General features: G+C 61.2%; 23 protein-coding genes. 8 read left to right on the forward strand and 15 right to left on the reverse strand.

The window, feature by feature from the left end:
• The first annotated feature begins 257 nt into the window (after positions 1–257).
• Positions 258–1,331, forward strand: a complete 1,074-nt coding sequence (locus M653_RS0123125) for a GH25 family lysozyme (protein WP_027145479.1) — start codon at positions 258–260, stop codon at positions 1,329–1,331.
• 32 nt (positions 1,332–1,363) lie between these two features.
• On the opposite strand, the gene M653_RS0123130 is transcribed toward M653_RS0123125, so the two are convergent.
• Positions 1,364–1,552 (reverse strand): hypothetical protein, encoded by a 189-nt coding sequence (locus M653_RS0123130; RefSeq protein ID WP_027145480.1) that lies wholly within the window; start codon positions 1,550–1,552, stop codon positions 1,364–1,366.
• 192 nt (positions 1,553–1,744) lie between these two features.
• Between M653_RS0123130 and M653_RS0123135 the strand changes: the two genes are divergently transcribed.
• The gene (locus tag M653_RS0123135; RefSeq protein ID WP_027145481.1) at positions 1,745–2,725 is read left to right on the forward strand and encodes a DUF3592 domain-containing protein; all 981 of its coding nucleotides are present in this window, start codon (positions 1,745–1,747) and stop codon (positions 2,723–2,725) included.
• Between the two features lie 12 nt (positions 2,726–2,737).
• Here the strand turns inward: M653_RS0123135 and M653_RS0123140 are convergent, their stop codons facing one another.
• Positions 2,738–3,097: a hypothetical protein gene (locus tag M653_RS0123140; RefSeq protein WP_027145482.1), complete on the reverse strand. Its 360-nt coding sequence runs from the start codon at positions 3,095–3,097 to the stop codon at positions 2,738–2,740.
• A 183-nt stretch (positions 3,098–3,280) separates the two neighbouring features.
• Between M653_RS0123140 and M653_RS0123145 the strand changes: the two genes are divergently transcribed.
• Both M653_RS0123145 and M653_RS0123150 read left to right on the forward strand, forming a co-directional pair.
• Positions 3,281–3,802 (forward strand): hypothetical protein, encoded by a 522-nt coding sequence (locus tag M653_RS0123145; protein ID WP_027145483.1) that lies wholly within the window; start codon positions 3,281–3,283, stop codon positions 3,800–3,802.
• Positions 3,795–4,412, forward strand: a complete 618-nt coding sequence (locus M653_RS0123150; protein WP_027145484.1) for a hypothetical protein — start codon at positions 3,795–3,797, stop codon at positions 4,410–4,412. Before M653_RS0123145 ends, M653_RS0123150 begins: the two co-directional genes overlap by 8 nt.
• Positions 4,413–4,784: 372 nt before the next feature.
• Here M653_RS0123150 and M653_RS1000000135935 read toward each other — a convergent pair whose 3' ends face one another.
• The 8 genes from M653_RS1000000135935 to M653_RS0123195 form a co-directional block, all read right to left on the reverse strand.
• Positions 4,785–5,420 carry an ImmA/IrrE family metallo-endopeptidase gene (locus tag M653_RS1000000135935; RefSeq protein WP_084636820.1) on the reverse strand — a complete coding sequence of 212 codons (636 nt, stop codon included), beginning with the start codon at positions 5,418–5,420 and terminating at the stop codon, positions 4,785–4,787.
• Positions 5,417–5,782, reverse strand: a complete 366-nt coding sequence (locus M653_RS1000000136880) for a hypothetical protein (protein ID WP_156938252.1) — start codon at positions 5,780–5,782, stop codon at positions 5,417–5,419. The genes M653_RS1000000135935 and M653_RS1000000136880 overlap by 4 nt, the downstream gene beginning before the upstream one ends.
• Positions 5,783–5,863: 81 nt before the next feature.
• Positions 5,864–9,661 carry a vitamin B12-dependent ribonucleotide reductase gene (locus tag M653_RS0123165; RefSeq protein ID WP_027145487.1) on the reverse strand — a complete coding sequence of 1,266 codons (3,798 nt, stop codon included), beginning with the start codon at positions 9,659–9,661 and terminating at the stop codon, positions 5,864–5,866.
• Positions 9,662–10,335: 674 nt separating this feature from the next.
• A complete protein-coding gene (locus M653_RS0123170) occupies positions 10,336–10,647 on the reverse strand; it encodes a PilZ domain-containing protein (RefSeq protein ID WP_027145488.1) in 312 nt (103 codons plus the stop codon).
• A 104-nt stretch (positions 10,648–10,751) separates the two neighbouring features.
• Positions 10,752–11,240: an NUDIX hydrolase gene (locus M653_RS0123175; protein WP_027145489.1), complete on the reverse strand. Its 489-nt coding sequence runs from the start codon at positions 11,238–11,240 to the stop codon at positions 10,752–10,754.
• 211 nt (positions 11,241–11,451) lie between these two features.
• Positions 11,452–11,952, reverse strand: coding sequence for a xanthine phosphoribosyltransferase (gene gpt / locus M653_RS0123185; protein ID WP_027145490.1), 501 nt, complete (start codon positions 11,950–11,952; stop codon positions 11,452–11,454).
• Positions 11,953–12,068: 116 nt separating this feature from the next.
• Positions 12,069–12,902, reverse strand: coding sequence for a universal stress protein (locus M653_RS0123190; RefSeq protein WP_027145491.1), 834 nt, complete (start codon positions 12,900–12,902; stop codon positions 12,069–12,071).
• Between the two features lie 80 nt (positions 12,903–12,982).
• Positions 12,983–13,726: a competence/damage-inducible protein A gene (locus M653_RS0123195; protein ID WP_027145492.1), complete on the reverse strand. Its 744-nt coding sequence runs from the start codon at positions 13,724–13,726 to the stop codon at positions 12,983–12,985.
• Between the two features lie 342 nt (positions 13,727–14,068).
• Between M653_RS0123195 and M653_RS1000000134660 the strand changes: the two genes are divergently transcribed.
• Positions 14,069–14,995 carry an alpha/beta hydrolase gene (locus M653_RS1000000134660; protein ID WP_245262281.1) on the forward strand — a complete coding sequence of 309 codons (927 nt, stop codon included), beginning with the start codon at positions 14,069–14,071 and terminating at the stop codon, positions 14,993–14,995.
• Between the two features lie 59 nt (positions 14,996–15,054).
• A complete protein-coding gene (locus M653_RS1000000135940) occupies positions 15,055–15,336 on the forward strand; it encodes a hypothetical protein (RefSeq protein WP_084636821.1) in 282 nt (93 codons plus the stop codon).
• A 67-nt stretch (positions 15,337–15,403) separates the two neighbouring features.
• Here M653_RS1000000135940 and M653_RS0123205 read toward each other — a convergent pair whose 3' ends face one another.
• The 4 genes from M653_RS0123205 to M653_RS0123220 all read right to left on the reverse strand — a co-directional run bounded on the left by M653_RS0123205 (position 15,404) and on the right by M653_RS0123220 (position 17,605).
• Positions 15,404–15,643 carry a DUF2188 domain-containing protein gene (locus M653_RS0123205; RefSeq protein WP_027145493.1) on the reverse strand — a complete coding sequence of 80 codons (240 nt, stop codon included), beginning with the start codon at positions 15,641–15,643 and terminating at the stop codon, positions 15,404–15,406.
• A 28-nt stretch (positions 15,644–15,671) separates the two neighbouring features.
• Positions 15,672–15,950 carry a DUF982 domain-containing protein gene (locus M653_RS0123210; RefSeq protein ID WP_032935880.1) on the reverse strand — a complete coding sequence of 93 codons (279 nt, stop codon included), beginning with the start codon at positions 15,948–15,950 and terminating at the stop codon, positions 15,672–15,674.
• Positions 15,951–16,050: 100 nt separating this feature from the next.
• Entirely contained in the window at positions 16,051–16,368 is a 318-nt protein-coding gene (locus M653_RS0123215) for an SH3 domain-containing protein (RefSeq protein ID WP_027145495.1), read from the reverse strand.
• A 133-nt stretch (positions 16,369–16,501) separates the two neighbouring features.
• Positions 16,502–17,605: an NADH:flavin oxidoreductase/NADH oxidase gene (locus M653_RS0123220; RefSeq protein ID WP_027145496.1), complete on the reverse strand. Its 1,104-nt coding sequence runs from the start codon at positions 17,603–17,605 to the stop codon at positions 16,502–16,504.
• A gap of 157 nt (positions 17,606–17,762) precedes the next feature.
• On the opposite strand from M653_RS0123220, the gene M653_RS0123225 reads away from it, so the two are divergent.
• A complete protein-coding gene (locus M653_RS0123225) occupies positions 17,763–18,341 on the forward strand; it encodes an NUDIX domain-containing protein (RefSeq protein WP_027145497.1) in 579 nt (192 codons plus the stop codon).
• Between the two features lie 22 nt (positions 18,342–18,363).
• Here M653_RS0123225 and M653_RS0123230 read toward each other — a convergent pair whose 3' ends face one another.
• Positions 18,364–18,903 carry a J domain-containing protein gene (locus M653_RS0123230; protein ID WP_027145498.1) on the reverse strand — a complete coding sequence of 180 codons (540 nt, stop codon included), beginning with the start codon at positions 18,901–18,903 and terminating at the stop codon, positions 18,364–18,366.
• A 212-nt stretch (positions 18,904–19,115) separates the two neighbouring features.
• Here M653_RS0123230 and M653_RS0123235 point away from each other — a divergent pair, with 212 nt between their 5' ends.
• A complete protein-coding gene (locus M653_RS0123235; protein ID WP_027145499.1) occupies positions 19,116–19,403 on the forward strand; it encodes a PilZ domain-containing protein in 288 nt (95 codons plus the stop codon).
• Positions 19,404–19,463 lie beyond the last annotated feature (60 nt).

Below are 19,463 nucleotides of genomic sequence, written 5' to 3' on the forward strand. Positions count from 1 at the left end.
TTGACGAGCCAGCCGCGTGGCCCGGCGCCTTGTCAGGAATCTTGGGAACGCCGGCGCAAACGCCGCATGCCGTTCTCAACAGCCACATCATGGCGCTGTCAAGGCTTGGCCGGACCGCTGCCGGCGGCTGTCTGAAAGGGGCCACAGCTATGGTAAAAAACTTGATTCAATCTTTATTGGTAATTTCTCGTTCATAACTCGTCTGGTTGTCCGTCGGCCGTTGCCTTCGGTCTGTTGTGTTTTGAGTACAGGTCCAGATGCGGTTACCAGGCGTCATCAGTTTCGTGATCGCATCGCTGTGCCTTGCCGGCTGTTCGTCGACATCGGGCATGGATGCGCTCGACATGCAGAAGCCATCCAGTGAAACCACCAGTTCGGTTGTTCGGCCAAGCGCGCCGATCGCATCCGTTCCGCGGGCCAAGGCAAACGCGGCTCGCGATCGGGTCGAGGTTGCGCCCGAGGACGACACCGCTCGGCCCTTTGGCCTGGCGGAGGAGGAGACGGTGGCGTTTCCCGCAGCCGAACTGCCCGACAGCGTCGAGCCACCGATCGAGGAGGCTGCCCTGGTGTCCCCGCCGAAGCTGTTGTCGCGGGCGGTACCGCCCATGCTTGCAGGCCCGGTCACGCGCTACGGCTTCCGCGATGCCAAGCCGATCAATTTCGGCCGCTCGTCGCCCCGTCACCTTGCCGTGCACGGTGTCGACGTGTCGCGCTGGCAAGGCAACGTGAACTGGGAGAAGCTGCGCGCCCAGGGCGCCAATTTCGCCTACATCAAAGCGACCGACGGCGGCGATCATCTCGACCCGATGTTCGCCAGGAACTGGCGCGGCGCCGACGCCGCCGGCCTCAAGCGCGGCGCCTATCACTTCTTCTACTGGTGCCGCACCGCCGGCGAGCAGGCCGACTGGTTCATCCGCAACGTACCCAAGGTCGAGGGCGCGCTGCCGCCGGTGATCGACGTCGAGTGGAACGGCGACTCCAGCTGCCAGCGGCGGCCGTCGCGCGAAAAGGTGCTGGAGAAGATGCAGGTGTTCACGGACAAGCTGGAGCGCCACTACGGCCAGCGGCCAATCATCTACACGGCGCCGGATTTCTACCGAGACAACCTTCAGGGCGCCTTCCCGGACTACCCGTTCTGGCTGCGCGCCGTGGCCCGGCACCCGTCAAAGGTCTATCCCGATCGCAAGTGGCTGTTCTGGCAGTATTCCGGCTCCGGCCTGTCGCATGGCGTGACCGGCCGCATCGATCTCAACGTCTTCCATGGCGATGAGCGGCAATGGCGCGCCTGGGCCGGCGGCGGCGGCCGGCAGATGATGGCTGACTCGAACTAGGACCGTCCGTCGCCCAGGCGCTCATTCCCGGCCTATCGGAACTGGTTGCTCCCGCTGTGCTTTTCCTCGCTCAGCCGCAGCTTCGTCCTCAGGCTCATGATCTCGGCGATCGCGGCATCGATCATGGCGAGAAGCGTCAGCGTGTCGTGCTGGGTTGGGTCGGCCCTGACATAGGCGAGCTGGTTCACGATATCGGGTTCGTCGTCGGCTTTGTCACTCATGCGCATCGTCCCGGCTGTTGTCTTCTTGGATTTTATCCGATCGGGTCGATCGTCAAGTAGCCCTTTTATCACGTCATCGTGCGGATGGCCTTGCCGGCGTTCATCTCCCAATCTTGCGAATAGACAAGACATTTTCGTCGCCGTGCTGTCTATATGTGGGCTGCTGCACTCTTGGTCGTCGGGGGGGACGAGTTGGAGCTCAAATTTCTATTGGTTGGCTTTGCCTGCACGGTCGCCGGCATGCTGTCGATCGTCACCTTCCTGAAATGGCGAGAGGTCAAGGCGGCCAGCCGCTGGTTGCCGACGCCTGGAAAGATCGTCTCGTCGCGCGTCGAGGCGCGCGAGGTGACGAGCTCCGGCACTGGCTCGGAAAGCAGCACTTCGACCGAAATCCGCAATTTCCCGGCCGTCACCTATGAGTACAAGGTGGGCGGCAAGACATATCAAAGTTCGCACTACAGCGTGCAGGAGAACCTCGGAAATTTCGAAGTCGCCGAAACCCTTGCGCGGTTTCCGCGCGGCGCGGCGGTAACCGTGTTCTATGACCCGTCCAGCCCGGGCAAGGCCGTGATCGAGCGCACCATGCCGGACGGTGCCTTCAAGTTCATGATCCAGCTTTCGGCGGGGCTGGTGGTCGGTGCGCTGGTGCTGGTGTTTTCCGTCGGTGGCGTGCTGGAGGCAATCGGGCCGCATTTGCCTAAGCCGCAGAACCTCGGTGCCGCGGCATTCCTGCTGTTCATGGGTCTTTTTGTGCTGCGCATGGGCTTTGCCCAGAAATCGATGGCCGAGCAGGCGACAAAATGGCCGACCACCGCCGGCCGTATCGATGCGTCCGGCCTGCAGGCGATCAAGATCCGCGACCGGTTCGAAGGCGTGGGATACCGGCCTTGGCGCACTGTCTTCAAATCCCGCATCGTCTACAGCTATGGTATCGCCGGACAGCGCTACAGTGCCGATCGTGTCGCTTTCGGCGCCAGCGTGACGGCCTCGCTGCCCGGCCTCGTCGGCGGTCAGGCGAGGCGGTATGTTGAGGGCGGCAAGGTCGACGTGCACTATGACCCCGCCAATCCCGCCTCGGCGGTGCTCGAATGCCGGGTGCGCGGGCTCTGGCTGCTGTGGGTCTGTTCAGCAGGCTTTCTCGGCGGCGCGGCGTTGCTGGTCGGGCTGGTCTAAGCGTCGCCGCCTTCAGCAGCGGACGAGAGGTCCGCTGTCGAATCCCCGCCAGGTCAACCGCACCGTCGCGCCATCTCTTCTGATATGGATGATGCGCGAAAAGGGTTCGTCGAGCGATGGGTCCTCGCCATAACACTGGCTGGCGCGAACGATCCAACCGGTGGCGGTTCCGCGGAAGCTCGCGTGCTCGCAGCCGAGGTTGGGAAACGACAGGGCCGACTGATCCACCGTGAAGACAGTCTGGCGCTGGACGTCTGCGGTCGCATGGCAGTTCAACCTGTCCCTGGACCACGTCCCGACATAGGGCGCTGCCGCTGCGGCCGGCACAATCGTAGTTGCGGAGATCGCTATGATCATTGCCAAACGCTGCATCTTTTGTCTCTTGGGCCGCTGTGGCTGATCATACAGATTGCGGGTATGTGTGGGGCAAGTTTTCGATCGAGGTGCGATAGACACAGCGGTTCCGGATTTCGTTTATGGTTTTGCACGGATGATGCGAGACTGGGTAGCCCGGCGCAGCCGGCCCTGCTTCACAACGCTGTCTCCGAGATTTCGATGATCATTCGCAAACTGGCCTTTGTTGTCCTGGGTTCGATCGGGCTCATGCAAGCGGCGAGCGCCAGGGAATGCCTCCTGAGCCATGCCACCTATCGGGAGCCACGTTCGGGCGCGGTCATGCAATTCCGGCCGCTCGACAACGAACCGGCGGCACTGACGACGCAGGTGTTCTCGCTGACCGTGCCCCATACCGACATAAGTCTGCCGGCGGACATCACCTGGACCAACGGCAAAAATTCATTTCCGCTCGGCACCATCCGCCACGCCTGCACCGACGACGACCGCGAAGCGGGCCTTCAGGACGGCAGCGGGCTGTGCAGGATATGGGACGGGCAGGTCTACGCCCTGACCGGAGGCGGCGCCGAGCAACTGAATTCCCGCGAAGCGACACCGGCGCCGAAAGGGCTGCTGCTGCCGGAGTTCGGTGCGACGTTCGCCGAATGGCCGGATTTCGCCAACGCCAACCCCGACGGCACGGCCTGGGATGCCTTTGTGCTGACGGGATGCAGCGATGAATAGCGCGATGAGACTGATCAGCTTGACCTGTGCCCTGCTTGCGTCCGCATCGATTCCCGTTGTGGCGGGCGAACCGGCGCCGTCGCGCCCGCCCATCGACAAATGTGTTTGGGAAAGGCTGAGGGACAAAAATATCGGGCTCGCCGCCTGGGTACAGCGCTGTGATTTTGGCTTCCGCCAGATTCATTTCGAATTCGTCGGCAATGCGCTCGCCATCAAGTACAGCGATGGCGGCGCGGCCGACCCGCTTGTCGAGGTGTTCGACATCAAATCAGGCGAAACCGCCGATGCTGCCGTGCAGCGGCTGTTCCTTGAAAAGACCGACAAGGCCGTCAGCGCCCGCTGTGTGCTGACGCCTTACACCGAGGGCACCGTGCCTGCGGACGTCAAGCGTTACACATTCAGTCCTAATGCTGCCTATGCCAAGAAGTTGAAGGCGCTCGCCAATGACGGGGTTCCCGAGCCGCCCTGCGGCGAATGGGGCGAAATGCCCGACGGCATCCAGTATTTCGAGGTGCCGGCGGGTGAGGGGCGCAAGCTGCTGTTTGTCCGCGTCGGTCAGGACGAGCCGATGTTTGATGAGCAGACGTTGCGGATGTTGCCGGTGGGGTAACTATTTGCTTCACTTTACCGGACACCTTCTCCCTCCAGGGAGAAGGTGCTCGTTGTGTTGGACTATTTTTTCCGAGACGATTCGTTTCTCGTGTCCCCGTATCCAGGTTTTGGCACCCGTTCGACGGTCGTGGTATTGGGCCGGCGCTCGGCTTCTTTCACTGGGATAAAATGACCCGTTTTGGAGTCCCGGCCTAGGTCGAAGGTTTTACGCTCTTTGTTTGCCATCTCATTTTCTCATAGATGCATTGCACCAAAGCTACCTCGACTCCGAGCGTCAGATTCCCCTATAATAACCTTGCTACAGGAGAGGGAAACCAAACTCTTCGCCCCGCGTGGGCTTCGGCTTTTTCGCGGTATCCGAAGCCGGCTCTCAGGAGTCGGCTTCGGTGTTTTCCGAATTGCCTCTGTCGTTCTTTTTCCAAGTCTCGATCGTATTTCGGATTTCGACTGAAAGTATCCGCTTTTCCGATAGCTTCAGCTCGTCCAGGCGACGTTCAGCCGCTTTGCGACTTACCGAGAAAAAATCTACGACCTCAGAAACACTGGTGAATTCGCGGATCAGCCACTCTGGCATAAGGAATGCCGCAGCAAATGCGTTTGCTTGCCACTCGGCACTCGCATAGGCGGGAAGTTCCTTCATTTTTGAGTATTTTGCGGGAGCGCGCTCCATCGGTACCGCGCACTCATGCTGGACGAGATGTCCAAGTTCGTGAGCCGCTGTCCATCTGCCTCTGCCGCCGAAATTGCACGCGTCGAGATAGGTGCTTTCGGAAAGTACGATCTTTGGAGGCGCAAATTCAGTGTAACCTTCAGCGCCACTCATGCGATGATCTTCTTTCACCAGAAGTGCGAAGTGGCCAAATAATTTCGGCATCTCATTTTCCAGCAACGCCACCATGTCCGGCGCTTGACAATCCATTGGAATACGCAGTGCCTGCCGCCAAGCCGCAGCCACTTGCTCTACACCAATGCGGCTTTTGGCCGGCACACAGTAGTCGTGACTCATTTTTCGTCTCCATTAAGGGACATGTTTAATTTTCGAATGTCGTCAGGCGACATTTTATTTATAGTTCTAAAAAGCCTGCGAGCCAGCGCCGCCCGTTCTTTGTCCACGGGTACGAAACGAATAACGTTCGATCTAGAATCTGCGAGTATTTGCAGGTGTTTATTTGTTACTTTATCTAGTTTGAGCCATTCGCAAAAGCGTTGGACATAGCCTTCTGGAGGTTGCTTTTCCCCTGTTTCGACAGCCGAAATAAAGGACGGAGAACAAGCGAACTGCTTTGCTTGGTCGATCATCCTCATTTTGGTGGTTATGCGAATATCTCGACAGGCTGACCCGAAAGGCGTGAGATTTTGGTTGGCCATATTTTTCTCCCAGCTTTTCACCTTGAGGTGAAATTATTCTTCAAAATAAAGCCCGACCAAAGAGGTCGGGCTATAGTTTTCTCAGCTGCACCCGCTCGTCGAACCACACGTATCGCACTTCTCGCAGGTGCCGTTTCGCACCATGGTGAAGTTGTGGCATTCGGAGCATTCGTTGCCGGTGTAGCCCTGCATCAGTGATTGCTGGCGGCGGGTCGCGGCAAGCGCCTTCGCCTCGGCTGCTTCATGGGCGGCGGCGTCTGTGAACAGTGCCGAGGCGCCTGAAGCCTCGTCGGCCTGCTCCTCGTAGACAATGTCCTCGACCAGTTCCCTGGCTCGCTCCTCATAGTCACGCTTGTAGGCGATGGCCTCGTCGCTGGCGGGCTTGAGCGTCAGCACGTTGGATCCAGAAAAAGCAGTCGTCACGGTCCGGGCAGGAGCCGAGGGGCTCGAAACTCCACCAAAACCTTTCGGTTCGGCGCTGGCACCCGACACCAGCTTCACCGGCGAAACACCCCGCGTTAGGCCCTTCGAGAACGGCGTCGCCTTGCCTTCGGTGATGCCTCGGCCAAGTGCAGTCTTGTCGAAATCTGACTGGTCGACATGGGCGAGATCGTGGCGGCTGAGGTAGGACACAGCCAGTTCGCGAAACACGTAGTCGAGGATCGACGTGGCATTCTTGATCGCGTCGTTACCCTGTACCATGCCGGCCGGCTCGAACTTGGTGAAGGTGAAGGCTTCGACATATTCGTCGAGCGGCACGCCATATTGCAGGCCGAGCGAAATGGCGATGGCGAAGTTGTTCATCATCGCGCGGAAAGCAGCGCCCTCCTTGTGCATGTCGATGAAGATCTCGCCGAGGCGCCCGTCATCGAACTCGCCCGTGCGCAGGTAGACCTTGTGGCCACCGACAACCGCCTTCTGGGTGTAGCCCTTGCGGCGGTTCGGCAGCTTTTCGCGGTCGCGGTAGAGACGTTCGACGACGCGCTCGATAATTTTCTCGGTCACTTGCGCCGCGCGCGCCGCAGCCGGTGCCTGGATCAGCTGCTCGATCGCATCGTCCTCATCCTCCTCGCCATCGGCGAGCAGCGAGGCATTGAGCGGCTGCGACAGCTTCGAGCCGTCGCGATAGAGCGCGTTCGCCTTCAGCGCCAGTTTCCACGACAGCATGTAGGCGCTCTTGGCATCCTCCACCGTCGCGTCGTTCGGCATGTTGATGGTCTTGGAGATGGCGCCGGAAATGAAGGGCTGGGCGGCCGCCATCATCTGGATATGGCTGTTGATCGAAAGCGAGCGCTTGCCGATCTTGCCGCACGGGCTGGCACAGTCGAACACGGGGAGGTGTTCGGCCTTGAGGAAGGGCGCGCCTTCCAGCGTCATCGCACCGCAGACATGGATGTTGGCGGCCTCGATGTCCTTCCGGGAGAAACCCAGCGCCGGCAGCATTTCGAACGAGAAGTCGTTGAGCTGCTCGTCGGTGAAGCCGAAAGTCTCCTTCACCCAGTCGGCGCCGAGCGTCCACTGGTTGAAGACGAACTTGATGTCGAAGGCCGACTTCAGCGCGGCGTTGAGCGCAGCGATCTTGTCGTCGGTGAAGCCCTTGGCCTTGAGCGAACCGGGGTTGACGGCCGGCGCCTGGTTGAGATTGCCGTGGCCGACCGCATAGGCCTCGATCTCGGCGATCTGGCTCTCGGAATAGCCGAGCGTGCGCAGCGCCTCCGGCACGGCGCGGTTGATGATCTTGAAATAGCCGCCGCCGGCGAGCTTCTTGAACTTTACCAGGGCGAAGTCGGGCTCGATGCCGGTGGTGTCGCAATCCATGACCAGGCCGATCGTGCCAGTGGGCGCGATGACGGTTGCCTGCGCGTTGCGGTAGCCATGCTCCTCGCCGAGCTCGATGGCGCGGTCCCATGCGGCCTTGGCGTGGGTCGCCAAATCCTGCTGCTTCAGGTCCGACGCCACGAGAGGCACCGGATTGACGGCGAGCTTTTCGTAACCGTCCTTGTCGCCATAGGCGGCGCGGCGATGGTTGCGCATGACGCGCAGCATGTTCTGGGCGTTGCGGTCATAGTCGGGGAAGGCGCCGAGCTCGGAAGCCATTTCCGCCGAGGTGGAGTAGGCGACGCCGGTCATGATAGCGGTCAGCGCGGCGCAGATGGCGCGGCCCTCGTCGGAATCGTAGGGAATGCCCGAAGTCATCAGCAGGCCGCCGATATTGGCATAGCCGAGGCCCAGCGTGCGGTAGTCGTAGGAGAGCTTGGCGATCTCCTTCGACGGGAACTGCGCCATCATCACCGAGATTTCGAGAACCATGGTCCACAGCCGCACCGTGTGCTCGTAGGCAGCGATATCGATCGTGCCGTCGGCATTGCGGTAGGGGAGCAGGTTGATCGAGGCGAGGTTGCAGGCCGTGTCGTCGAGGAACATGTATTCCGAGCACGGGTTGGAGGCCCGGATCGCACCGGCCGAAGCGCAGGTGTGCCAGTCGTTCATCGTCGTGTTGAAGTGCAGGCCGGGATCCGCCGACGCCCAGGCGGCGTAGCCGATCTTTTCCCAGAGGTCCCGCGCCTTCAGCGTCTTCAAGACCTTGCCGTCCTTGCGGGCGGTCAGGTGCCAGTCGGCGTCGGTCTCGACGGCGCGCAGGAAGTTGTCCTTCAGCGACACCGAATTGTTGGAGTTCTGGCCCGAAACGGTGAGGTAGGCGTCAGAATCCCAGTCGGTGTCGTAGGTCTTGAACGACATCGACTTGTAGCCCTGCTTGGCGAACTGGATGACGCGGTAGATGTAGTTTTCCGGCACCGCCGATTTCTTGGCCGCCTTGATTTCGCGCTTCAGCGCCGTGTTGACGGCCGGATCGAAGCAGTCGTCGTCATGGCCTTCGCAATTGACGCAAGCCTTCATGATCGCTTCGAGATGCTTCTTGACGATCTTGGAACCGGTCACCAGCGAGGCGACCTTCTGCTCTTCATTGACCTTCCAGTCGATGAATTCCTCGATGTCGGGGTGGTCGGCGTCGACGATGACCATTTTCGCGGCGCGGCGCGTCGTGCCGCCCGACTTGATGGCGCCCGCCGCGCGGTCGCCGATCTTGAGGAAGCTCATCAGGCCGGACGAGCGGCCGCCGCCGGACAGCTTTTCGCCTTCGCCGCGCAGCAGCGAGAAGTTCGAGCCGGTGCCGGAGCCATATTTGAACAAGCGCGCCTCGCGCACCCACAGATCCATGATGCCGCCCTCGTTGACGAGGTCGTCCTGCACGCCCTGGATGAAGCAGGCATGCGGCTGCGGATGCTCATAGGAGGATTTCGACTTCGTCAGCTTGCCCGTGAAGGGGTCGACATAGAAATGGCCCTGGCTTGGGCCGTCGATGCCATAGGCCCAGTGCAGGCCGGTGTTGAACCATTGCGGCGAGTTCGGCGCGACGCGCTGCGTCGCCAGCATATAGGCAAGCTCGTCGCGGAAGGCGCGCGCGTCTTCCTCCGACGCCTTGAAGTAGCCGCCCTTCCAGCCCCAATAGGTCCAGGTGCCGGCCAGCCGGTCGAAGACCTGGCGGGCGTCGATCTCGGAGCCGTAGCGCTCGGCTTCCGGCAGCTTGGCGAGCTCGGCCTCATCGGCGACGGAGCGCCACAGGAAGGAGGGGACGTCGTTCTCCTCGACCTTCTTCAGGCGCGCGGGAACGCCGGCCTTGCGGAAATATTTCTGGGCCAGGATGTCGGCTGCGACCTGGGAGAACTGCGCCGGCACGTCGATGTTGTCCAAGCGGAACACCACCGAGCCATCCGGATTCTTGATCTCGGAAAGCGCCTTGCGGAATTCGATCTCCGCATAAGCGGCCCCTTCTTGGCCTGCATGTCCTGGCTTGGTGAAACGACGCTCGATGCGCATTGGTCCGGTCCCTTTGTCTATATATAGCGCTTTCATCGGGGGATTTCTGCCCCCCAAAAGACGAAACGCGCAGTCCGCCGTTTGCCGGCATCGCGAACAATGCCGGCATCTCCTCTTCGCAGGCGCGGCCACGCACACGACAAAACGCTTGCCGGGCATTTGCCGAGGCTGCCAATCGACCCCGCGGGTCCCTCAAAACTGAATTTTTCGATTCCCTCATCCGAGGGAAGTTCACACTATCTAGCGTCGAACCTAGCTGCAAACACTAAATATAGTATTAACAGACAATTTATTCCAGTCCGACAATTCTCCCTTTCGTCGCCCCACCACCCACGATCCCAACGCTTCCGCCGGCCTCGTAAACAGGCGGAAATGCGGGCAAAACGCACATAATCCGGGAAAAAGACCGGGCTCAGAACTTTCCGGTCGCGCTCTCAACAGGAGCGCATGGCCTATAAAAGGCGACTCGTTTCGAGCCGTCAAGGATTCGTTTGCGTAGCTTTTGTGACCCCAACATCTTGTGTGTCACACATGTGGATAACGGGGATAGAATTGACCGCTGTGGCGGCCATTTTCCGGCGGCAGGCACACGCGATCACCCAGTCCGCGATACGCGGGCTGCGTAAAGACTGTCCCGCAGACAGCAAAAGCCCGGCAAGCCGGTGCGCAGGGCGTCAGCCGTAGTGCAGCTTCGGCTTGGGTTCGGTACCGGTGAACCGTACGCCGATCCGGTCGTTGCGGCGCCAGCGGACCTCGCAGCGATAGGCGACGCCGTCGAGCGGCACATAGAGAAGGAAATGGTCGGGAACCCGAGCTTCGAGCGGTATTTTCAGTTCGGCGCCGTCCGCATGCTGGTTGCGCACCGTGCAACCGACTTCTGAATTCTGGATTCCGGTGATGATCGTTCCACCTTTGAGCACGCGCGGCCGATGCTCGCGCTTTGGCTCGCCGGGATCTTGCTGAAGTGGGTCTACGGGATTCGCCATCGATCAAACCAGGAGTGACCGACTCTTAGCGGAGAAAAATTAGCAAACCATTGCGGCACAGCACAAGGTTGTGGTTACGCCGCGATACACGCAAAAGGCGTCGATTAGGAAAACCTGCGTGGGTCGGCGCAGAAATAGGCGATGATCTGACAGAGGTCGGGCTCATTGACCATGCGCACGGCTTCGCTGGAACTGACCCATTTGCGGGTGCGGGAGTGCTTTTCCTTCCAGCGGTCTGCGATCTTGTCGACGTGCAACGGAAACACCAGCACCTCGCAAGGCACTTCTTCGCCCGAAGCCAGCACCTTGGCATAGAAATAACGGCCGGCTTCGAGATGGGAGATGTTGCCGCGCAAACCGGCTTCCTCGGCGGCCTCGCGCGCGGCCGCTTCGCAGAGCGGCTCCCTGGCTTCCGGCCAGCCTTTCGGCAACACCCACCGGCCAGTGTCGCGGCTGGTGATCAGCATGACCTCGACGCCATCCTCAGTATCGCGCCAGGGCAGGGCAGCAACCTGCAGACGGCACGGCGCCGTGCCGAAGAGCCGTCGGACTCTTTCAGCAAGGTGGTTGTGCGTCGTTGGCCGTGTCAACATCGGAGAAGCTAGCCCCAGCCTCCAGAATCGTTTGCCGTCTTATGAATCTTACGGCTAATTGTGGCCAATAAAAGTAAAAACTTCGGTCACGCCGGCTAATTCCCGTCAACAAGGCGTCGATTTCACAGGATAGCTTGTCGGCGGGTCGCTCCGCGCAAGCAAATATCGTCATCGGCGCTGGCTTGATTGGCAAAAAGCGGCTTGCCTCGAATCAGCCGGCGTGATCGTCGGCGATCGGCTTCTGATAGGTGAAGCCCATGTCCCAGGGAAAATAGATCCAGGTGTCCTGGCTGACCTCGGTGACGAAAGTATCGACCAGCGGCCGGCCCTTGGGCTTGGCGTAGACGGTCGCGAAATGGGCCTTGGGCATCATTGCGCGCACGATGCCGGCGGTCTTGCCGGTGTCGGTCAGGTCGTCGATGATCAGCACGCCGGCGCCATCGTCGGCCAGCAAGGCCGGCGTGATCTCCTTCAGCACCTGCAATTGTCCCTGGCTGGTGTAGTCGTGATAGGAGGCGACACAGACCGTCTCGATGACGCGGATGCCGAGTTCGCGCGAGATGATAGCCGCCGGGACCAGGCCACCGCGCGTGATGCAGACGATAGCCTTCCATTGACCCTTGCTTGCGCCGGCAAGCCGCCAGGCAAGTGCGCGGGCGTCGCGATGGAACTGGTCCCAGGAGACCGGGAAAGCTTTTTCGGGAAGGGACATGTCTCGCGCACTCCGCGGCACGCGACAGCCGCGTGCAAGAAAACAGGGGAATGCGCGCGGAATTAACTGGAAACCCCACGGCTTGGCAAGGGTGGCTGGTAGCGATCGCTGTGGACTTACCGCGACAGGAAGGCTGCTACCTGTGCCGTGCGCAGCACCGTGCGCGTCACCCCGCCGAACAGAAGCTGGCGCAGCCAGGAGTGGCTGTAGGCGCCAAGCACCAGCAGATCGGCGCCGGTCTCGGCGATCCTGTTCTGGATCATGTCGTCGACCGAGGTGCCGCCCGATTTCTGCACCGAGACGCTGACGGTGGCGCCGTGGCGCGACAGCGCGGAGGCGATTTCGGCGCCCGCGGCCTCCGGGCTTTCGTCGAGCGTATCGGGTGGATCGATGACCAGTATGTCGGTTTTGTCGGCCTCGATGATGAAGGGCAGGGCATCGAAGGCGGCGCGGGCGGCCTCCTTGCTGCCGTTCCAGGCGAGCAGAACGCGTTTGAAGGTGGTGACGAGAGGGCCGGCATGCGGCACCACCAGCACCGGCCGGCCGGCATCGTAGACCAGCGTATCGACGTCTGCGCCAGGATCGCCGTCGGTCTCGCGTTGGGCGGCGATGATGAGATCGGCGGCGCGCACGTTTGAAATGCCGGTCAGCGCGCTGTCGCCGGAGAAGCTCTCCAGGCTGCGCCATTCGAAGGAAAGGCCGGAATCCTCGATGCGCCTCAGAAAGAAAGCCTGGAGTTTTTCGGCCCGCTCCCGGTTCATGTCGGCGGAAACCTGCAGGAACTCCGTATCGGGAAAACCCGTCGCCGAAGTGTAGGGCACCGGGAGCGCCTCGGCATGGATGCCGATCAGATGGCTTTCGAAGCGGCTGGCAAGCGGAATGGCGCAGTCGAGCACCCGCTCGGCGTCCTGCTCGTTCTGCAGAATGGCAACGATGGTCTTGAAGCGCATGATGGTCCCTCAATCTTGCGAGTGACGGGTCGCGGCAGGGAAACGTTACAGTGTCGGCCTTGGTTCCGGTTTGCGCCGGATCAGCTCGCCTTGCCGGCGAAGCCAGCCACCATGGCCTCGACATCGGCGCGCGCGGCTTCAAGCGCATCCGCGCCGCGGGCACGAACCACCAGTTCGGTCCAGAACTTGCCATCGCCATATTTGGGGTAGGAGCCGATGATCGTATCCGGATGCGCTTTCTGGATCTCACCCAACGGCCCGCCGACAAGACCCTCGCCGAACGGACAGTGCACCGTGGCCGACAGCATTTTCGTGCCGGTCTTCAGCGTCGGGACGACATTGTCGAGCATGGCCTGGAAGATCGACGGCACGCCGGCCATGACATGGACGTTGCCAATGCGGAATCCGGGGGCCACGGACACCGGGTTGTCGATGTGGTCGGCGCCGCGCGGCATTCGCGCCATGCGCTTGCGAGCCTCCGTGTATTCGATGCCGCGTGCGGCATAGCTCGCCTCCAGCAGGGCATAGGCCTTGGCATCGTATTCACAGGGCACGCCGAATGCCTTGGCGATCGAATCGGCCGTGATGTCGTCATGCGTCGGGCCGATGCCGCCGGTGGTGAACACATAGGTATAGCGTGTGCGCACGGCATTCACCGCCGCGACGATCTCGTCTTCCTCGTCGGGAACAATGCGCACCTCCTTCAGGTCGATGCCGACCGCCGTCATGATATCGGCAAGGTGGCCGATGTTCTTGTCCTTGGTGCGGCCGGACAGAATCTCATCGCCGATGACAAGCATGGCGGCAGTGACGATTTCAGGCATGGAAGGCTCCGGCAGACGGGTCGTCTGAATAGCGCGGCCGACGGGCGGCGGCAATGCCCGCCAAATGGCGAACGTTCCCACAAGGATATCACCCTGGATTGCAGTGGGCCGGTATGGTTCGTTCAGGATGAGGGCAAGCTCGTTTCCGCCTCGGGGCCCTGAGTACGATCAACGCCTCGCGAAGTCAGCCCGTTTTGCCCATCCTTGCGGCGGCATCGCAGGCGGATAAGGTGCGCGGCTCGGATCCGGGTGACGAATACTGATGTCGATTCTGCTCTGGCTGCTTGGCGCGGCCTTTCTTGCGGCAATCCTCTTGCTTGCCTCTCTGCTGCTGGCCACGCTGTGGATCGCGGCGAAAGCGGAAAGATTGGTGCCGCCGGTCGGAAGTTCCATCGAGATCGACGGCAACCACATTCACTATGTCGATGTGGGGCAGGGACGGCCGATCGTCTTCCTGCATGGGCTTGGCGCCCAGTTGCATCATTTCCGGCACACCGTGGTTGGCCGTTTCGGTCGCGGCTACCGGCTGACCGCGCTGGATCGTCCGGGGTCGGGCTATTCGACGCGGGCGAGGGGCGCAACGGGCCGCTTGCCCGAGCAGGCGGAGATCGTGCGGCGCTTCATCGAAACCCTGGGCTGGAAAAGCCACTGGTGGTGGGCCACTCCCTGGGCGGTGCCATCGCGTTGACCCTGGCCGTGGAACATCCGGAGGCAATTTCCGGTATCGCACTGCTGGCGCCCTTGACCCATCTGGAGACAAGGACGCGCCAAAGATTTGACCTGCTCTACATTCCCTCGCGCCTGTTGCGGCGGATAATTGCCTACACGGTCGGGATACCGGCGAGCCTGAAATTCGCCGAGCCGACCATGAAATTCATCTTCGGGCCGCAGCCCTTGCCCGCCGACTACATGGTCGCTGGCGGCGGGTGGCTGGGGCTGCGGCCGGCGCATTTCCATGCGACTTCAACCGATGTCGTCGCGGTCGAACAGGATCTCGGCGGCGTCGAGCAGCGTTACGGCGAGATTGTTATGCCGGCCGGCATCCTGTTCGGCAGCGCCGACCGCGTCATCGGCATGGCCATCCATGGCGAACCGATGCGCGACAGGATCGGCGGACTCGATTTCGAGGCGGTCGACGGCCTTGGCCACATGCCGCAATTCGCCGCGCCTGAACAAGTCGTCGCCTTCATCAAGCGCATCGCGGCGCGCGCTTTTGTCGCCCCGGCATCACCGCCACTTCACGAGAATTTCAGGGAACCATTCGGCTGACTATTGGGTTTTCACCCTGTCGCACCCAAGACGACCAAAGTAGATACGGAGTAACTAATATGTATGTAAAACTTCTAGCCGCATCCGCTCTGACGATTGGTCTCGCCACATCGGCCATGGCTCAGTCGTCAGAACCGACATATACCAACCACAGCTGGTGGCTGTTCGGCAACAATGATGAGACAACTGTCGATCCACGCACCACGGGAAGCATCAACGCCTACGGCTCGGGGCTGAGCACCCAAGGCCAAACTGGAGGTATCGGGCCATGTGCTCACAACACGCCTGGTCCCGACGCCAATTCCGGGCAGAACGTCAACGATCAGTACTGCGGCAAGTAATTCGGCCGCAGGGCGCCGGCTGGCCGCGGATGGTTTTCATACTATCCGCGGCCATAGTTCTGCTGGATCAATCCGAGATTTCAGTCTGAGGCCGGTCGCGGCCGTCGGCCAGTTCCTCGTGCCATTTGCCCTCGGCGTCCTCATACTGGATACCGTCGGTGGAACCCGCCACTTGTTGCTCGGCCGAAGCGATCTCGGCGGCGCGCAACGCATCCTGATGGGTGGGAAAAGTCTCCGAGAAGGTTGAGCCGACCTTGTAGGCCCAGCCACCGTCGTGCTCGACGATCTTGTAAGTCAGCTTCGCCATGAAAACCTCCAGTTAAAGGTCCGCCTGCTCAATGCAACCGGTCGTCGGGCAGCTTATCGTCGGGCACCAGCACTTCCGATTCCCTGGCGGCCTCGATCAGTGCCCGGCGCGCTTCCGCTGTCGAACGATAACCTTCCAGCACTTTGAGGCAAGTGTCGAGAGCATCACGATGACGGGGGCCGCGATTGAGCGGCCACACAGTCATCAGGCACTCCGCCGCCTCCTGGGTCGAGCGGATATGGCGATATTTGCCGACGTGGCCAAGCTCGACCACGACAGGCGTTTCAAAAGGTTTGTTGTCCATCATGGCCGCAACGCAAAGCAGCCAATTTGGTTGCAAAAATGGCCTTCGGTCTGCGCCCAAAAGTCGCGTCGCGTCCGTGACGCGCACTGGATGCATTGGCGTCTCAGTAACCGCAGTTGTTGCGCAGCCAGCATGCATTCGCCCAGCCGGTGCCGCCGCCGATTTCGACCTGGTACCAGTTGCCGCGCCGGTCGAAGATCTCGGTATGGTCGCCGTTGAACAATTGCCCGATCATCCGCGACGACGAGTTCGGCCGTGTGCGCACGGCCAGAAAGCCGCTGCCGGTCGCCAGATTGTAGCGGCCGGAGAGGCCGTGCACCGTACCCTCGCAATATTGCGCGACGGTCGGCGTCGAAGCGCCGAGCCAAAACCCGACTGCGGCCGTAAGTGCTGCAGCCGACAAGAATGCCCTGAACGACATGATTATCTCCCAAGCCGGCCGCGCCCGCCGCAGCCTGACCCAGCGTAACAGCTTGCGGCCAGAATTGAAGCGGGCCGTCGGCGAACGGTCCGGGATAACAAGCAGGAGTGCGCCGGGATCGGGAGATGAGCGATCAGCCGGCGGCCTTCATCCAATGTTCCATCGTCGGCACCGAGCGGGCGAGCTGCGGTGCCGGATGGATTTTTTCACTGAAGGTGGCGGCCGCACGCCATCCCCAGCGCGGATCGGCGAGGAAGGCGCGTGCCAGCGCCACCATGTCGGCGCGGCCTTCGGCTATAACAGCTTCCGCCTGTTTCGGGTCGTCGATCAGGCCGACCGCACGGGTTGGAATGCCGGCGCCCTTGCGTACGGCTTCCGCCAGATGCACCTGATAGCCCGGCCCGGTGGGCAATTTCTGCAATGGCGAATTGCCGCCGCTCGAGCAGCAGAGATAGGCGATGCCTTCGGCCTTCAGCGCTTTCGCCACCTCGATCGCGTCCTCGACGTCAAAGCCGCCATCGACCCAGTCCTTCACCGACAACCGTGCGCCGAGCATCAGCCTTGGCGCTGCTTTCTTCACCGCCCTGGCGATCTCGACGACAAAACGCATCCGGTTGTCCAGCGAGCCGCCCCAGCGATCCGTGCGCTGGTTGGATAGCGGCGACAGGAACTGGAAGATCAGGTAGCCATGCGCCGCGTGCAGTTCGATGAAGTCGAAGCCGGCGCGTTCGGCCCGCATGGCGGCTTCCGCGAACCGCTCGATGAGCTGCAGGATTTCCTCGCCCTCCAGGGCGTGCGGCACGTTCCAGCCGGTGTCGTAGGCGATGGCCGAGGCCGAGACGGTCTGCCAGGGATCCTCGTTTGGCTGCAATGGGCCGCCACCTTCCCAAGGCTTGCGGTTCGAAGCCTTGCGGCCGGCGTGCGCCAGCTGCGTGCCGAACTTCGTGCCGGGTGCGGCCACGCGCCGGGCCGCGTCCAGCGCGCGGCGCGCGGCGGCCTCATTGTCTTCGGAATAGAGGCCGAGGCAGCCATGGCTGATGCGTCCGCGCCGCTCGACATCTGTCATCTCCACCGTGACCATGCCGGCGCCGGACATGGCCAAGTTCATCCAGTGGTAGAGATGCCAGTCGCTGGCCGAGCCGTCCTCGGCGGAATACTGGCACATCGGCGCCACGGCGATGCGGTTGGGGAAGGTGAGCCCATCGAGTGTGATCGGTTGGAAAAGCGATGTCGTCATGAACAAACTCCGGGGACGGGAATGCGCTATTTAGGCAATGGCACCCGTCCATACCACACACGAGACAGTGAAGGGTGCTGGACCAATCGCTGGCCCGATTGCGCCTTTACCGGTTCGCGGCTACGCCTGCCTCCGCCAGCAAGCATCGAGGTGTCAGATGGAAGACCGCATTCGTATCCGCTCGGAAGAGATTCTTTCCAACGACTGGGCGGTCCTGAAGAAGACGGTGCTCGACTACCGTCGGCGTGACGGCCAATGGGAGACGCAGATTCGCCAGACCTATGATCGCGGCGACGGTGCGGTGATCCTGCCCTATGACCCCCGGCGTTCGACCGTGCTTCTGGTGCGTCAGTTCCGCTATCCCGCCTATGTCACCGGCCACCGCGAACCGCTGATCGAGGCCTGTGCCGGGCTGCTGGACGAAAACGATCCGGAGACCGCCATCCGCAAGGAAGCCGAGGAAGAACTGGGTTACCGGTTGAACAAGATCGAGCGGCTGTTTTCGCCGTACATGAGTCCCGGCAGCGTGACCGAGCGGCTCTGGTTCTTCATCGCGCGCTATTCGCCCGCCGACCGCATCTCGGCCGGCGGCGGCGCACCCGACGAAGGCGAGGACATCGAGGTCCTGGAAATGCCGCTCGACGAAGCGCTGGCCGGCATCGCCGATGGCCGCATCATCGATGCCAAGACCATCATCCTGATCCAGCATCTGAAGCTGAACCCGATGGCGGCTTGATCAGGGACCGAGGGATTCCAATTCAGCCCGCATGATCCAACAGGCGGGTGGTTGCTGCGTCACGATGATGTTCGGAATTAACGCGATCGATGCCTTCGACGGTGATGGCGAACGTCCCGTTTTCTGTTCTGGCTATCCAGCCCTTCGCTTTTAGATACCAGAGGTGAAACTCGAGGTGCTCACGCGGACAGCCTGACATTCGTTCGAGCTCATCGTCGCCAATGCCAGGATTGTTGACGTCCTGTCGGCGTTTTACATAAAGCAGTGAGAGCACTTTGGCTTGAAAGACCGAATCGCGATCGAGGTTGTTGCTGTTGCTCGCCTGATCGGTCAGCTCGGCCCGGAGGTTCAAATGGGCCTTGTACTGAATATCGTATTGCGCACGCTTGACCGGATCCTTGAGCGTGTTGTGAGCCTCCAGGATATCGCTGAAGCGTGACTCGTTGCCGGTGACCTGGTTGTCGGGGTGGTAGCGCATGGCAAAGTGACGAAAAATGCGCTCTATCGTTTCCGAATTGGCATTCGGACTGATTTCCAGCATTTCATAGAAGTCAACGAACATACCGGGTTCCCCATGCCATGCATTTTCGACTGTCTCTGCCGCACTGTCAGGTGACAACCTTGGCGATGACTATAGGGTATATATTTCACGATTTAATAATATGACGAGCGTACAAAGGACAAGCACAGGATTTAAGCGAAAAACGTCGGACCTTTGCGTCCTGAGCCGCAGACTTTAGTCTGGGAGCATTTCGCTCGTCGGAGGCGGCTTGCATGACTGATAAACCTTCTGACCCTCCGGTAGAGCGTCGAACGCACCTGCGTGAGGTGGTTTTGAAGGACGCGTTCATAATCACGCAGGACGGCGAAATAGGCTGCGCCGTCAGAAATCAGCATGAGCACGGCGCCGAGTTGCGTGTCGCCGCGGGGGCAAAAGTGCCAGATAACTTCCGGCTGCGCGTACCGTTGGACGGCGCGACCTATCGAGCGGAAGTGCGGTGGAGAAAAGGCGAGCGGCTAGGCATCCAGATCCACGGCAATTTCTCCCTGAAGATTAGATGATAAGGGGAGGCCGCCCTGATATTCAGGGGCGCGCCTGCCAAGGAGCGCAGTTCCATATCC

Source organism: Mesorhizobium sp. WSM3626 (genome assembly GCF_000513935.1).
Lineage (GTDB): Bacteria > Pseudomonadota > Alphaproteobacteria > Rhizobiales > Rhizobiaceae > Mesorhizobium > Mesorhizobium salmacidum.

What these genes read in the sequence shown, in the direction of transcription:
- M653_RS0123125 (WP_027145479.1), top strand. Translation starts at nt 258, where the DNA reads ATGCGGTTACCAGGCGTCATCAGTTTCGTGATCGCATCGCTGTGCCTT.
- M653_RS0123130 (WP_027145480.1), bottom strand. Translation starts at nt 1,552, where the DNA reads ATGAGTGACAAAGCCGACGACGAACCCGATATCGTGAACCAGCTCGCC.
- M653_RS0123140 (WP_027145482.1), bottom strand. Translation starts at nt 3,097, where the DNA reads ATGCAGCGTTTGGCAATGATCATAGCGATCTCCGCAACTACGATTGTG.
- M653_RS0123145 (WP_027145483.1), top strand. Translation starts at nt 3,281, where the DNA reads ATGATCATTCGCAAACTGGCCTTTGTTGTCCTGGGTTCGATCGGGCTC.
- M653_RS0123150 (WP_027145484.1), top strand. Translation starts at nt 3,795, where the DNA reads ATGAATAGCGCGATGAGACTGATCAGCTTGACCTGTGCCCTGCTTGCG.
- M653_RS1000000135935 (WP_084636820.1), bottom strand. Translation starts at nt 5,420, where the DNA reads ATGAGTCACGACTACTGTGTGCCGGCCAAAAGCCGCATTGGTGTAGAG.
- M653_RS1000000136880 (WP_156938252.1), bottom strand. Translation starts at nt 5,782, where the DNA reads ATGGCCAACCAAAATCTCACGCCTTTCGGGTCAGCCTGTCGAGATATT.
- M653_RS0123165 (WP_027145487.1), bottom strand. Translation starts at nt 9,661, where the DNA reads ATGCGCATCGAGCGTCGTTTCACCAAGCCAGGACATGCAGGCCAAGAA.
- M653_RS0123170 (WP_027145488.1), bottom strand. Translation starts at nt 10,647, where the DNA reads ATGGCGAATCCCGTAGACCCACTTCAGCAAGATCCCGGCGAGCCAAAG.
- M653_RS0123175 (WP_027145489.1), bottom strand. Translation starts at nt 11,240, where the DNA reads ATGTTGACACGGCCAACGACGCACAACCACCTTGCTGAAAGAGTCCGA.
- gpt (WP_027145490.1), bottom strand. Translation starts at nt 11,952, where the DNA reads ATGTCCCTTCCCGAAAAAGCTTTCCCGGTCTCCTGGGACCAGTTCCAT.
- M653_RS0123190 (WP_027145491.1), bottom strand. Translation starts at nt 12,902, where the DNA reads ATGCGCTTCAAGACCATCGTTGCCATTCTGCAGAACGAGCAGGACGCC.
- M653_RS0123195 (WP_027145492.1), bottom strand. Translation starts at nt 13,726, where the DNA reads ATGCCTGAAATCGTCACTGCCGCCATGCTTGTCATCGGCGATGAGATT.
- M653_RS1000000135940 (WP_084636821.1), top strand. Translation starts at nt 15,055, where the DNA reads ATGTATGTAAAACTTCTAGCCGCATCCGCTCTGACGATTGGTCTCGCC.
- M653_RS0123205 (WP_027145493.1), bottom strand. Translation starts at nt 15,643, where the DNA reads ATGGCGAAGCTGACTTACAAGATCGTCGAGCACGACGGTGGCTGGGCC.
- M653_RS0123210 (WP_032935880.1), bottom strand. Translation starts at nt 15,950, where the DNA reads ATGATGGACAACAAACCTTTTGAAACGCCTGTCGTGGTCGAGCTTGGC.
- M653_RS0123215 (WP_027145495.1), bottom strand. Translation starts at nt 16,368, where the DNA reads ATGTCGTTCAGGGCATTCTTGTCGGCTGCAGCACTTACGGCCGCAGTC.
- M653_RS0123220 (WP_027145496.1), bottom strand. Translation starts at nt 17,605, where the DNA reads ATGACGACATCGCTTTTCCAACCGATCACACTCGATGGGCTCACCTTC.
- M653_RS0123225 (WP_027145497.1), top strand. Translation starts at nt 17,763, where the DNA reads ATGGAAGACCGCATTCGTATCCGCTCGGAAGAGATTCTTTCCAACGAC.
- M653_RS0123230 (WP_027145498.1), bottom strand. Translation starts at nt 18,903, where the DNA reads ATGTTCGTTGACTTCTATGAAATGCTGGAAATCAGTCCGAATGCCAAT.
- M653_RS0123235 (WP_027145499.1), top strand. Translation starts at nt 19,116, where the DNA reads ATGACTGATAAACCTTCTGACCCTCCGGTAGAGCGTCGAACGCACCTG.